The organism is Leptospira abararensis (assembly GCF_016918735.1).
GTDB lineage: Bacteria > Spirochaetota > Leptospiria > Leptospirales > Leptospiraceae > Leptospira_A > Leptospira_A abararensis.
Map to the genome: position 1 here is coordinate 157,637 of NZ_JAFFPR010000009.1, position 13,447 is coordinate 171,083.

12 protein-coding genes and 2 tRNA genes are annotated in these 13,447 nt (G+C 39.8%); 6 read left to right on the forward strand and 8 right to left on the reverse strand.

Annotated elements, in window-relative coordinates; genetic code table 11:
* Positions 1–47: 47 nt before the first annotated feature.
* The 4 genes from JWG40_RS03280 to JWG40_RS03295 are packed head-to-tail and all read left to right on the forward strand — an operon-like array spanning position 48 to position 5,208.
* On the forward strand, positions 48–1,811 hold the full coding sequence (locus JWG40_RS03280) for an extracellular solute-binding protein (protein WP_205284429.1): 1,764 nt from the start codon (positions 48–50) through the stop codon (positions 1,809–1,811).
* Between the two features lie 31 nt (positions 1,812–1,842).
* Entirely contained in the window at positions 1,843–2,904 is a 1,062-nt protein-coding gene (locus tag JWG40_RS03285) for a hypothetical protein (protein ID WP_332470267.1), read from the forward strand.
* 4 nt (positions 2,905–2,908) lie between these two features.
* Positions 2,909–4,468, forward strand: coding sequence for a hypothetical protein (locus tag JWG40_RS03290; RefSeq protein ID WP_205284431.1), 1,560 nt, complete (start codon positions 2,909–2,911; stop codon positions 4,466–4,468).
* Positions 4,468–5,208, forward strand: coding sequence for a purine nucleoside phosphorylase YfiH/LACC1 family protein (locus JWG40_RS03295; RefSeq protein WP_205284432.1), 741 nt, complete (start codon positions 4,468–4,470; stop codon positions 5,206–5,208). Before JWG40_RS03290 ends, JWG40_RS03295 begins: the two co-directional genes overlap by 1 nt.
* Here JWG40_RS03295 and JWG40_RS03300 read toward each other — a convergent pair.
* From JWG40_RS03300 to JWG40_RS03315, 4 genes are read right to left on the reverse strand one after another with little or no spacing between them, the layout of a single operon-like run.
* Complete coding sequence (locus tag JWG40_RS03300; protein ID WP_135599893.1) at positions 5,189–5,599, reverse strand: response regulator; 411 nt, start codon at positions 5,597–5,599, stop codon at positions 5,189–5,191. The genes JWG40_RS03295 and JWG40_RS03300 overlap by 20 nt on opposite strands.
* Before the next feature lie 15 nt (positions 5,600–5,614).
* Entirely contained in the window at positions 5,615–6,694 is a 1,080-nt protein-coding gene (gene leuB, locus JWG40_RS03305; protein ID WP_205284433.1) for a 3-isopropylmalate dehydrogenase, read from the reverse strand.
* Positions 6,691–7,908 (reverse strand): aspartate aminotransferase family protein, encoded by a 1,218-nt coding sequence (locus tag JWG40_RS03310; protein WP_205284434.1) that lies wholly within the window; start codon positions 7,906–7,908, stop codon positions 6,691–6,693. Before JWG40_RS03310 ends, leuB begins: the two co-directional genes overlap by 4 nt.
* On the reverse strand, positions 7,905–9,659 hold the full coding sequence (locus JWG40_RS03315; RefSeq protein ID WP_205284435.1) for a phospho-sugar mutase: 1,755 nt from the start codon (positions 9,657–9,659) through the stop codon (positions 7,905–7,907). Before JWG40_RS03315 ends, JWG40_RS03310 begins: the two co-directional genes overlap by 4 nt.
* Positions 9,660–9,705: 46 nt before the next feature.
* Here JWG40_RS03315 and JWG40_RS03320 point away from each other — a divergent pair, with 46 nt between their 5' ends.
* Both JWG40_RS03320 and JWG40_RS03325 read left to right on the forward strand, forming a co-directional pair.
* Positions 9,706–10,794, forward strand: coding sequence for a pyridoxal phosphate-dependent aminotransferase (locus JWG40_RS03320; protein ID WP_205284436.1), 1,089 nt, complete (start codon positions 9,706–9,708; stop codon positions 10,792–10,794).
* Positions 10,776–11,534 carry a ribonuclease H-like domain-containing protein gene (locus tag JWG40_RS03325; protein ID WP_205284437.1) on the forward strand — a complete coding sequence of 253 codons (759 nt, stop codon included), beginning with the start codon at positions 10,776–10,778 and terminating at the stop codon, positions 11,532–11,534. Before JWG40_RS03320 ends, JWG40_RS03325 begins: the two co-directional genes overlap by 19 nt.
* Here JWG40_RS03325 and JWG40_RS03330 read toward each other — a convergent pair.
* The 4 genes from JWG40_RS03330 to hemW form a co-directional block, all read right to left on the reverse strand.
* Positions 11,531–11,962, reverse strand: a complete 432-nt coding sequence (locus JWG40_RS03330; protein WP_205284438.1) for a CBS domain-containing protein — start codon at positions 11,960–11,962, stop codon at positions 11,531–11,533. The genes JWG40_RS03325 and JWG40_RS03330 overlap by 4 nt on opposite strands.
* A gap of 76 nt (positions 11,963–12,038) precedes the next feature.
* Positions 12,039–12,111 (reverse strand) — tRNA-Ala (locus JWG40_RS03335).
* A gap of 9 nt (positions 12,112–12,120) precedes the next feature.
* Positions 12,121–12,194: transfer RNA gene (locus tag JWG40_RS03340), tRNA-Ile, on the reverse strand.
* 80 nt (positions 12,195–12,274) lie between these two features.
* On the reverse strand, positions 12,275–13,447 hold the full coding sequence (hemW, locus tag JWG40_RS03345; protein ID WP_205284439.1) for a radical SAM family heme chaperone HemW: 1,173 nt from the start codon (positions 13,445–13,447) through the stop codon (positions 12,275–12,277).

Here is a 13,447-nt window from a genome sequence, read left to right on the forward strand (position 1 = left end):
CCTCCTTACGCAAGTTCCTTTTGGTTGGTTTGACAGGACTTTTGTCAATGCTCTTTACCTTAAATTGTTCTGAAGAAGATACAAAAGAATCATTGTCCAAAGTAAATGACCTTCCTTGGCAGGGAGATTTGGCTTCCATTCCAAATGCTCTTCGCGCGAAAAATCCCGTCGCGGATCCAAAAGCGAAAAAAGGAGGAAAGATTCGAGTTTATTCTCACCAGTTCCCTAAATCTTTAAATTATTATCTGGATCAGTTTACAACCACGGCTCGTATCTTCACAAGTTTGTATGAACCTCTCACCGGTTATCATCCCCTCACTTTAGAAACGATCCCCCATTTAGCAAGGGAATGGAAGATCTCACCTGATAAAAAGAAATTTACATTTTATCTAGATCCGAACGCTCGTTGGTCTGATGGAAAATCGGTAACGGCAGACGATGTTATCTTTACTTATGATACCATCATGAATCCAAAAAATGGAACCGCCGTTTTTCGTGTCTCTTTATCAAGATTCTTAAAACCAGTGAAATTGGATGACCTAACAGTCGTATTCGAAGCAAAAGAAGTTCATTGGAATAACTTTAATGATGTGGCTTCTTCTATCTTTATCCTTCCGAAACACCATTTTGAGGGAAAAGATTTTAACAAAGAAAATATGGAATTTCCTGTAGTCTCTGGCCCATACAAAATTACCGAAGTAAAAAAGAATCGTTATATCAAACTCGAAAGACGAGGGGACTGGTGGCAAAGAGCCTATCCTTTCAATGAAGGTCGTAATAACTTTGATCAAATTGTCTATAAAGTATATAACGAAGAAGCTGTAGCACTCCAAGCATTTAAAAAAGGAGACATTGATATCTATCCTGTTTATTCCGCTTTTGTTTGGGTAGAAGAAGCAAAAGGAGAACCTTTTGATAAAAATTGGATTGCTAAACAAAGGATATTTAATTTAAAACCCATTGGATTTCAAGGTTGGGCCATGAATTCAAGACGTTCTATCTTCTCTGACAAACGTGTAAGAGAAGCAATGAACCTACTTGTGGATCGAAAACTCATGATCGACAAACTTGCGTATGGTGAGTATGATCCCACAAATAGTTATTATCCAGACTTCTATTTAGGTGGAGAAAAAAATCCAAACCAACCTACTGAATTCAGTATTGAAAAAGCAAGGAAACTACTCGCAGAAGCGGGTTGGAAACCAAACGCAGAAGGAATTTTGGAAAAGGATGGAAAACCATTTCAGTTCTCTATTTTAGATCGTGATAAAAAAACAGAAAAATATTTCACCGTTTTTTTGGAGAAAGCCAAGGAAGTGGGAATTCGAGCATCGATTGATACTTTAGATTTGGCTGCTTGGAGTGAAAGAGTCGATAAGTATGATTTTGATATGACCTGGGCCGCTTGGGGATCGGGAATTTTTAAAGATCCTGAATCGCAATGGCTTTCGAAATATGCCGATGAAGCCGGACAACCCAACTTACCTGGTCTTAAGATGGCAGAGGTGGACAAACTCATCGAAAAACAAAAAACAGAATTTTCTGTCGCCAAAAGAAATGAGATCTTAAAACAAATCGATCGTATCGTATATAAAGAGTATCCTTATGTTTTGTTATGGCACTTACCGAGCACAAGACTATTATATTGGCAAAAATACGGAGTGCCTAACCTTCCTCTAGGAAAGTATGGAGATGAAAGTTTTTCTTCTGACTACTGGTGGTATGATGAAGAAAAAGATAAAAAGTTATCCGAGGCTTTGTCCAAAAAAGAAAAATTTACAGATTACGAAGCTGTGGTTCGTTGGAAGTAGAAATTAAGTAGTGCAAGAGAAAAAAGGTCCAATTAAAGGGATTCGAGATAAGCTCACCCAACTCTGGAGCCAATACCCAAACTGGGGAAAAATTCCCCAGTTTCTGGAGTTATTGGAAAAAGGCCTCGACAAAGAGCTGTTTGTTGATCCTGATAAAAAAGAAATTCCTATTCCGCTGGAAGACCTTCCTGTTGATGAAGTTTTACGGAAGTCTGGTTTTTTTCGTAATCTTTATGAAAGACTTTTTCCAGTTTCCCATGTATTTCGAATCACCTATCGATATGATCGTGAATTTTTGGATAACTTTATGCCACTATCTCGAGACGGGTATATTGGTCGTGGTTCTTATAAATTTGTTTACAAACTTCCTTGGAACCAGGTGGTTAAAATTGGAAAGTCTAAGTTACCTTCGGATGTAATCTTTGGATCTCTTTTCAAAGAAGTGGGGCGAGATATTACTCGATTTTTAAAACCAGAGGAAATTGAGTTAAGAGATTTTTTAAAAGCCCAAACTTTCCGCGATTCCAAAAAAGATGAAATTGATTTTAAATTCAAACGTTTGGGTTTGGAGAGATTACATTACTGGAAACTAAAATCTCTGATTCCTGATTTGGTGGTACCCACTCGATTTTTTATGGGACTGCGTGTTCGAAACAATCCTTTTGGAATTCCCAATATCACTCTCACTCCATGTGACCAGCAGACTCTACTTGCTGGTAAACATCTAAAAGAATTTACAATACGTAATGAAAAATTAGACCAAAATCCTATTTTGAATAAACTATTTCCCAAATGGAAATTGAATTTTGATTCTCATCGGTTTGGTGTGATTTCTAAATCCAAACTAAAAAAAATTGCCGTGGATTTCAATCGTGTGATTGAAGTGACTAAGTTTTTAGCAGAAGAAGAAAAATTAATTTTTGATATCCATGCAGAAAATATCATCATCACTTTACCAGATTTTGAGTTAAAGATTTTTGACTTTCACGTATTCGATGATTATTTATATGAACCTTCCGAAGAGAATCCAACGCCAGAAATGGACCATATACTCATCATTGAAGAGTTTATTAAGTCATTTGAGTTGGACTAATTTTATGTTATTTTTCAAGCGGAATTTACCTTCCTTTTATATTCTTTCTTTCGTTTTTTTTGTGTTTGGTTTTTACCAAGCCTACAAGTGGAAATGGATTTGTGATGATGCATATATTAGTTTTGTGTATGCAAGAAATTTCTCCGAAGGTTTAGGCCTTGTTTTCCATTTGGGCGAAAGAGTGGAAGGATATACAAATTTTCTCTGGACCGTATTTTTATCGTTAGGTGGAAGTTTGGGAATTAAACCACAAACTCTGTCAGTTGGAACTGGGATTTTCTTTTATCTGTCTACCCTTTTGGTTTTTTTTAGAGAAGAGAATCGGATTTCACTCGGAAAAGTTTATCCTCTTCTTGTTGTTCATTTAGCAGTTTTTTATCATCTCTTTATTTTTGCAACTTCAGGTCTAGAGACCTCTCTATTCACTTTTTTAATCTGTTTCGGATTGCTGTTATGGGAAAAGGAAAATGATTTTCTTTTCCCCATCTTTTTTCTTTCGGCACTGGTTCGACCGGAAGGGGCACTCTTTTTATTTCTAGTTTCTTTGAACTGGATCTTTCGTAAAAAGTATTGGAAACCCTTTATATTTGGATTTTTGTTTTTATGTTTCCTTGGCTTTCGTTATTTTTACTACCAAGACATACTTCCCAATACCTTCTATGCTAAAGGAAACAAAGGTGCTTATTTTTTACAGGGGATCTATTATTTCCTTTATTTCATTCAATCTTACCCATTGTACCTTTTAATTTTTTTGATTGCTGGGATTCAAATTGTTAAATCTCTACGGTATAAAAAGGAACTTCGGTTCCTTCTCTCTTCGGTTTTATTATATATTCTTTATGTTTTGTATGTCGGGGGGGATTTTATGGGAAATCGTTTTTGGATTCCCATTTTGCCGTATCTCTCTTATTTGGCCTTTGTGCAAATCAACGAATGGGATTTACATTCACAAATTGAGTCCAATCGATCCTCATTGGTTACTTCGCTTTATATAAAAAATCGTCTTCTGGTTTCCTTTTTCTTTATTTTATCGACGGCTGTGTATACCGATCCTTTAAAAATCAAAGGAACTCGGATTGCTGATTGGCACGGGATCGTCGAAGAACGGATGTTTTATGAAGACCATCTAATTCAAACTGATGGTTATGACTTGGGTGCACTCTCTGATTTTCGCGTTGCCTTCTTTGGTGCGCAGGCACATTTTGTTTATTTTTTACGTCCTTCTTTTGCCTTTGAAGCCGAATCGGGATTGACTGATAGAGAATTTGCTAAGAAAAAAATTGAAACTCGTGGTAGGATTGGCCATGAAAGCGAACTAGAGAAAAAAGATTTAAGCGATCGTAAGATTGATATTCTCCTTGATAATCGCCTACATGGAGTTACGTTACCACATATTCAATACACTTGGAGAGGCATTCCAATTCGTTTTTATGTTTGGAATTATGATCCTATTAAATTCAAACACCTTTGTGTTCGGCCTGATTGGAATTGTGATGATTTGTTTGGTACCTTCCAGTCAAACCATTGGGATCCCAACCAATCAAAATCTTTTGGGCAGAACTAATGGAGTTTTTACAAGCCATTTCCACCACCTTCGGTAAAGTCACCTACGGAACTGTCGGCAAACAAAGTTTAGATGATTTGAAAGAAAAATATCCGACCTTCCCCAAAACGCCAGAAGGATGGGTAGGTTATATAAAAGATTGGGCAAAAGGGGAATGGAATGATCTTTCAAATAAGATTGTGATGCTTAATCAAGTTCATGGGGATGTCATCCATTCGATTTCCTCTGATTTGGAAACTAATGTTTCCTTTCCGCTATTTGCAGGAGATGGATTGTATACGGAAATACCAAATACCCTACTTGTCGTTCGCACGGCTGATTGTGTTCCAGTGTTTCTCTATTCCAACAAACGACCATTTGTTGCGGTAGTTCACTCTGGTTGGAAAGGAACGAGTTTAGGAATCACGGAACGATTGTTGGATGAAGTAGTAAGTAAGGGTTATGATTTAGCAGAGCTCCAAATGGAAATCGGACCTTATATTCAAGGTGGTGATTATGAAGTGGGCGAAGATGTAGCTAGACATTTTCTTTCATTAGGGGAAGCAGTTTGTTTTCCAAAAGGAAATGGAAAGTTTTTATTGGATGTGGGTCTTGCGATTGAAATGAAAGTGCGGGAGAGGTTTCGAAATTTAAATGGAATCAAAAATTCCCATATCAATGTTTTCCAAAGCCCTCTTTACTTTAGCCATAGAGCCAAAGAAGAGGGTCGAAATTTAAACTTTATACTTTGGGAATCTTGAGAAGAGTTTCTTTGATTTTTTCTAGGATTTTTTCTCGTTTGATGGGTTTTACAATATAGTCCATTGCTCCATTTTCGAGAAGGGCTTTGATCACCGAAGGTGTATTTTCTTCGGAAATGAAAAGAATCCTTGGAAGTACACCCATTTCTTTCATATCCCAGAATGCAGCATATCCATCTACCTCAGGAAGAAAAATTTCAATGGTAACAAGATCAATCTGCTGGCGGTTGTCTTTATACATTTGTAAAAGTTCTTTTCCGGTTTCGGCAACTCCGATGATTTTGAAACCTTCTGATTCCAAAATCTGTTGGAGTTGTTTGGATTGGAATTTGGAATTCTCTGCTATGAGAATCTGATAAGGTCTGCCTGTCGGTCCGATGCCTGCTTGCATGATGTTCTCCGTAGTTTATCCAAGTGCCTTTTCGATTTCAACACCAATTTCTTTTGTACCGAGGACGGTTGTGCCTTCTTCGGCAATATCTCTCGTACGAAATCCCTTCTTTAGAACCGTTCGAATGGCATTTTCAATGGCTACGGCCTCCGATTCCAATCCAAAAGAGTACCGGAGCATTAGGGCTCCCGACAGGATTTGTGCAATAGGGTTTGCAATTCCTTTGCCTGCAATGTCAGGAGCAGATCCGCCTGATGGTTCATAGAGACCAAATCCGGATTCGGAGAGCGAAGCGGATGGTAACATTCCAATGGATCCTGTGATGATGGACGCTTCATCCGATAGGATATCTCCGAACATATTTTCGCAGAGCATCACATCAAACTGTTTTGGTTTTACGATGAGTTGCATCGCTGCATTGTCTACGTAGAGGTGTTCCAAAATACAATCCGAGTATTCTGCTTTATGAAGTGCCACAACGACTTCTCGCCAGAGCACAGAAGTGGTGAGAACATTTGCTTTATCAATGCTTGTGACTTTTTTATTTCGTTTTCTTGCGGCATCAAAAGCAGTACGTGCGATTCGTTCGATCTCGCGGCGAGAGTATCTCATCGTGTCGAAGGCAAATTCTTCTGGCCCACTTCCTTCCCTCCCTTTGGGTTTTCCAAAATAGATTCCAGAAGTGAGTTCTCTTAGGATTAAAATATCTAGTCCATCACCGATGATGTCCCCTCGGATCGGACTTGCTTTTTTTAGTTCCGGATAGATGATCGCGGGCCTTAGGTTTGCAAATAAATCAAAATGTTTACGTAAAGGGAGTAGGGCACCGCGCTCTGGTTGTCTCTCTGGAGGGAGTGTTTCCCATTTCGGTCCACCGACCGATCCAAAAAATATCGCACTAGAGGATTCACAAAGTTTCAAAGTTTCTTCGGGAAGTGGAAATCCTGTAGCATCAATGGCTGCTCCACCAACTAATGCATGTTCAAAGGTGAATCCGGATGATTGATTCCCTAATGCTTTTTTGACCACAGATAAGGCCACATCCATTACTTCGGGTCCGATCCCGTCTCCAGAAAGTACTGCTACTTTTTTCATTTCATATCCTTTAATACTGATTCTAAAATATCCAATCCCTCTGAAGCTTTTTCTATGCTAAGAATGAGTGGAGGTATAATTCTAATTACATTTCCTGCGGTGCTATTCACAACAAGGCCTCGTTTTAAACATTCTTCGACAACGGGTCTTGATTCGGAATACAATTCCACACCAATGTGTAAACCACGTCCTCTCACTTGTTTGATTTTGCCAGTGGATTCCATCATAGCTTTTAATCTGCCAAACATCTGTTCTGAAATGGTAGAAACATGATCCAGTAGGTTACGAGACAAAATGATTTTGAATGTTTCGTAAGCTGCCACACAAGCCAAATGGTTTCCGCCAAATGTAGATCCATGCATTCCTCGTTCGAGAACGGTTTCGTATTCTTTCGCAACCACGAGAGCTCCGATCGGAAATCCGGAACCGAGTGCTTTGGCAAGAGTGAAGGCATCAGGATACATTCCGTAATGTTCAAAACAAAACATTTTTCCTGTTCGTCCCATACCTGTTTGGATTTCATCGAAAACGAGTAGGGAGTCTGTTTCTTCTGTGAGTTTACGCGCTAAGTTGACAAAGGATTGGCTAAGAGGGATGACTCCACCTTCCCCGATGATAAGCTCCATAATGATACCGGCAACGGAGTCGCCGTATTGTTCGAAGGCTTGCATAAGGGAGTCTTCGTTATTGGCTTCAACAAAGTAAACATCGGATGCAAGCTCCCCAAACCCATTCCGAACTGCATCATTACCAGTCATCGTCATCGCAGAAAGGGTTCTGCCATGAAAACTAGAGTGGAGTGCAAGAATGACAGGTTTATCGATATTTTTTTTCACCCCGTGCCTACGCATGAGTTTGAAGGCAGCTTCGTTTGCTTCCGTGCCCGAATTACATAAAAATACTTTTCCAGGAATGCTATTTTCGATAATGACTTCGGCAAGTTTTGCTTGTTCTTCTGAGTAATAGAGGTTAGACGAATGAAGGATTCGATCCATTTGGTTACGCATCGCTTCAATTAAATCTGCTTCCCCATGACCCAAATTGGATACCGCGATTCCTGCAAGAAAATCAATATAACCTTTGTTATCTTGATCGAAGATCATCTCCCCGACGCCATAAGAAAAGGAAATGGGGTAGCGGTTGTAAGTATTTAGTAGGTATTTATCAGAAAGTTTTTTGATTTCTTCAAATTTGGTTTTGGTTTCGTTACTCATTTTAGTCCTGCCAGTTGTAAAAATTCTGTTTCTGCTAGGGAAATTTCTTTCCCTAAAGATTCCCAAAGGGATGGGATCTCGGTTTGTTTTTTTGGTTTTTTAAGTGAGGCAAAACTAGAATATACTTTTACCTTAGGTTCTGTTCCCGAAGGACGAATGGTGAGTTTTGCATTTCCTTCCAACTCCACTTGGATGACATTGGATTTAGGCATCCCTTTAAATGCTGTTGCCTTAGATTTTCCTTGTGCTTTTTGGATTTCGTAATCAAGAACTCCGACTACCTTTCGACCACCAATGGTTTTTCCGATTAGGTTTTCTGTACGCAGAGTTTCTATGGCCTTTTTGATTTTGTCTTGTCCTGAACTTCCTTCTAGAGTCAAGGAATACAAACTCTCTCGATACAATCCGTATTTTAAATAGATGGATTCTAAATAAGAAAGTAGGTCCCCTTTTTCCGCAAGAATCTCCACAAATAGTAAGGCACTCGATAACGAGTCTTTGTCCCGAACAAATGGTACGGGTAAGTATCCGTAGGACTCTTCGCCACCAAACAAGAATATGTGGTTCTTTTTTGATTCAATTTGTTTCATCTCTTCCGCGATGTATTTGAATCCCGTCAGAACGTTTTTGATTTTGATTCCATTTTTTTTGGCAATCGCTTCCTGTAGGTCCGTCGTCACAATTGTCTTTACCAAATGGTAGGTTTTGGTTTTCGACTTTTTTCTTTCCGAAAGGTAAGCTGCCATTATGGATCCAATTTGGTTTCCATTTAGGTATTCATATTCACCATCCAAACGACGAACTCCCACGCCAAGTCTGTCCGCATCGGGATCTGTGGCAATAAAGGTGGCAGCCTTTTTCTTTTTGGCGTAAAACTCACATAAGGCGAGAGCTTCTTTTTCTTCTGGGTTTGGATACTTAACCGTCGGAAATTCTCCGTCTGGTTTTTTTTGTTCAGGAACAAGGAATACAGATTTGTATCCAAAGAAATTTAACATTTCTTTCATATAGTCTCCACCAGTTCCGTGTAACGGCGAATATACGATTCCTAAGTCATTTCTGGTTTTAGGTTTTACTGAAGAAAGAATGCCTGCTTGTTTTAATTCCTTTAAATAAGTTTTAAATACAACGGGACCCACCGGTTTCACAAATTTTTTATAATCTTTGTCTGTTTTTTTAACAAGGGGGATCGAAGTCCAATCGTGGATATTACTAATTCTTCCGATGATGAGGGAATCATCTGGAGGAACGAGTTGTCCCCCATCCGCAAGATAGGCCTTGAATCCATTGTATTCTGGCGGGTTGTGGGAAGCTGTGATCACAATCCCACCGCTTGCTTTGTAATAACGAATCGCATAAGAGAGAAGGGGGGTTGGAGTTACCTTAGGAAAAATGTAAACCTTAACTCCAAGTTTGGCCGCAATGCCGGCAGAGAGTTCTGCAAATTCTCTAGAAAGCCTTCTCGAATCGTAAGCAATGACGATGGAGGCATTTTCTTTTGTATCTCTTAAGTAACTGATAAAACCGAGAGCGGCACGTCCCACTGTATAGAGGTTCATTTTGCCGATTCCATTTCCAATCTTTCCCCGAATTCCGCCGGTTCCAAACGTAAGTGGAACGGCAAAGGCATCGACAAGTTCGGAACTGATGCCAGCCTTCCAATCTTCGTAAGCCTTTTTGGCTTCATTCTGGATTTCCGATGAAAAAGGTGATTTCGTCCAAGATAGGATATTGTCTTCTGGTTTCAACATAGCTTACATACTAATCTTTTGAAGCTAAGCAGTCTGGAAATCAATTTTGGAACCTAGAGAATTTTTCATAGAAGACAGGTTGGAACGATTCCGCCTGAAAGCATTTTGCAATTTAGGAGAGAGTGGGCTTGGTCATTTCCTTTTGGAAGAGTTGATGGCTATGGGACAAATTTCTTGGAAAGATCTTGCCGAAATTCCAATGAACGATTCGCCAAACCAAGGTTCCTTTGCCCTCCGCCAGGCCATCGCTGCACTGTATCCCGGTGTTTCTCCCGAACAGGTACTCGTCACAACGGGAACGGGTGAGGCCTTGTACTTAGCTTTCCATGTCGCCTTGCCACCGAAAGCAAAAGTCGCCCTGATTTGGCCTGCCTTCCAAGCCCTCTACGAAATTCCAAAAATGCTTGGGGCAGAGATCATCAAAGTTCCCCACGACAAGGCTTTCCTTGCAGATACTTGGAAGGAGACACGGGCCGATTTATACATCATCAACCACCCGCACAATCCAACAGGAAAGACCTTTGCCGATTCCGAATGGACTACACTTTTATCTCATTTCCGAGAACAAAAGAAAACAGTCCTCTTTGATGAACACTATCGGTTTTTACCAGACAGTGGTAGTCTAGGGAGAACGGGTGTGGATCCCAAACATTCTTTTTACGGAACAGGCTCCTTTACCAAATGTTTTGGAGCCACAGGACTTCGGGTAGGTTGGCTTGTGGCCGAGGAATCTTTTCTCAAACGTGCTCGGTCTTTTAAAGACTACCTAACCCATACAGTCTCTCCGCTCTCCGAACGGATCGCACTGGCTCTTTTAGAATCGAAGGAGAATTTTCTTCCAAAAATCCAATCAAGAGTGCGAGAGAACATTCGAATGTTTGATTTGATTTGGAAAGACCTTCCTCATACCAAATCCTTTACAGCACCGGCAGGGGGACTTGTGGGTTGGTTAGAATTAGAACCTGGAATTTCGTCAGAAGTGTATGCGGACAAACTCTTTGAAAAAACAGGAGTCTTTGTTTTGCCCGGAATTAATTTTGAGGAAGAAGGATTTATCAGAATAGGATTTGGAGAGAGGGAAGATCGGATGAAAGAAGGCCTTTCTAGGTGGAGAGAATGTACGGATCTCATTTAAAGTCAAGCCTCCAACTATTTCCTGGGATTGGAGAAAAAAAAGAAAAACAACTGTTTGGTGTGGGAGTGTATGATTGGGAGTCTCTCCTCCAATACCAAAAACAAAAAAACGATCCTCTCCTTCCTTCTGTTTCTATTTTATTAGAACGACTTGAAGAATTGGAAGGCCAACTCTCCGAAGCCAATTTTAGTTTTTTTACCGACGAACTTCCAAGTTTAGAGTATTGGAGGTTATGGCAAAACTTCCCCGAACGATTTTGTTTTTTGGATATTGAAACGACAGGAATTTCTGAATCTTCTGTGACCACCGTGGTAAGTATTTACCAAAATCATAGGATGCAAACCTTTGAAAGGGGAAAAGACCTCGAGTTTCTTTTTGATTCGATCGCAAGTGATGACATCCTTGTCACTTACAACGGGAAACGATTTGATGTTCCTTTTTTAGAAAGGGAATTTCGTTACCGAGTGAAAAACCCACAACTGGATTTGATGAATCTTTTGCATTCGATTGGAATCAAAGGGGGCCTTAAAAAATCAGAAGTGCAACTGGGGCTTGTGCGTCCCGATGAGATAGCAGGAATGGATGGAAGACAAGCCCCACTTCTTTGGTTTGAATACCAAAGGACCAACAATATGGAGGCATTGGATAAACTGATTGCTTATAACAGGGAAGATACGAAAAATTTAGAAATCGTTTTAGAAAAAACGATTCATAGGTTAACAGAAAATCGTTTGTTTTAGTGTGGCCCGTACATATACTCTCTGAGTATATTCATCTCCGCTTCCGTTCTTGTGAGTTTTGTTTTCACCGCATCTCCAATGGAGATAAGTCCAATGATTTTGTCACCATCAAGGACTGGCATATGACGGAATCGTTTTGTGATCATATTATTTAAAATAGCGTCCACATCTTCATCGGGACCAGCTACCGTGAGCTGAGTTGTCATCACGTCTTTCAATTTGATTTTTTCTAAGTTGACATGGTCTTTGGCAACGACTCGCATCAAATCTCTTTCCGTAAAAATTCCCACTAGTTTTCCTTGGAAGGTAACAATGAGAGATCCGACTTTGGCACCAACCATCATTTGGGTGGCTTCCAATACATTTCTATCTTCTTCGATGGAAAGAACGGAGGACGCTTTGTCTTTTAGAATATCTTTTACGGACATGACTCCTATCGGTTTATAGGAATTGGGCGAGATAGCAAGAAATTTTTAGGAGGATTACGTGGTGAAAACGGGTTTTTGGAGCGTATCGGGATCGAACCGATGACCTTCTGAATGCAAATCAGATGCTCTCCCAGCTGAGCTAACGCCCCGTATCTTTATGGGCCTGACAAGATTTGAACTTGTGACCCCTCGCTTATCAAGCGAGTGCTCTAACCAACTGAGCTACAGGCCCGGGATACGAACAGTATTTTTCGACAGGGGTCTGTGGGCAATCTTTTTTTACGATTATTTTAAGAAAGTATCCAAAGAAAATTAGAGTGAAATTTCTAAGATTAGATCATCTAACAAGAGTAATGCCGCAGGTTTCCATTGAAATACTCCCGCATCTATTGAACAATAGCCCTTTTTTTCCCAACTTTCAATGGTTCTTATGTATTTGATTTGGGTTTCTAAATCCAAATAGGTTTCTATAAAATCTAAATACCGAAAAGGAGAAAACAACCGAAACAGGGTAAGGCTGAGTTCTGTAGACGGATCTATGGGTTCATACTTTGTATTAGCTTGTTTTCTTTGATACAAACTGGAATTTCTGGGATTACTATACCTTCGTCTTTCGATCATTCCATGAGCCCCAGGCCCAATCCCTAAGTAAGGTTCAAAGGTCCAATACTTGAGGTTGTGTCTAGATTCAAATCCAGGTTTTGCATAATTGGAAACTTCATACCAAAGGTAACCATATTCCTTTAATAACACAGGTAAGTTGGTAAGAATTTCCGATTGGATGTTTTCTTCTGGTTCCCTTTTTTTATGGTCTGCTACATCCCGAGAATACTTTGTCCCTTTTTCTAAAGTTAAAGAATACAAACTTAAATGGGGGAGGCCGGCCTCTAAAAACAGGTTTAAATCTCTATAAAAAGATTCTTTAGAAACTCCTGGAATTCCATACATCAAATCAATTCCCGCACGTTTGATGGGAGAATGAGTCAGAACATCGACAAGAGCTCCATACCTCTCGGCATCATAATGGCGACCCAAAAATTCCAATCCTTTTGGTTCTAAGGTTTGGACTCCCACATTCACTCGGTTGATTCCTATCGAATGGTAGTTCTCTAAAAGCTCCGCATTTAAGTCTTCGGGATTCACTTCGATAGAAATTTCTGTATCGCTTGCAAAATCAAATTCGGAGCGTAAAAAATCCAGGAGTTCTTTCCAACTCTTAGAAGAGGCCTTGGAAGGAGTGCCACCACCAAAAAAAACCGTATCGATCGTTCGTTTTTTAATTTCTGGAAAATGAGTCTTCCTTTCTAAAATTTCCTTTTGGTAAGATTGAAATAGCGACTTCTCGTCGTTAGCTGAAGATGCACCAATTCCTTCGGAATAAAAATCACAATAGTCACATTTTTTGAAACAGTAGGGGAAGTGAACATAGACCCCCAAATAGGAATTTCGGACTTGCCAGATGGTTTGTTTGTCTAATAGTTCCAT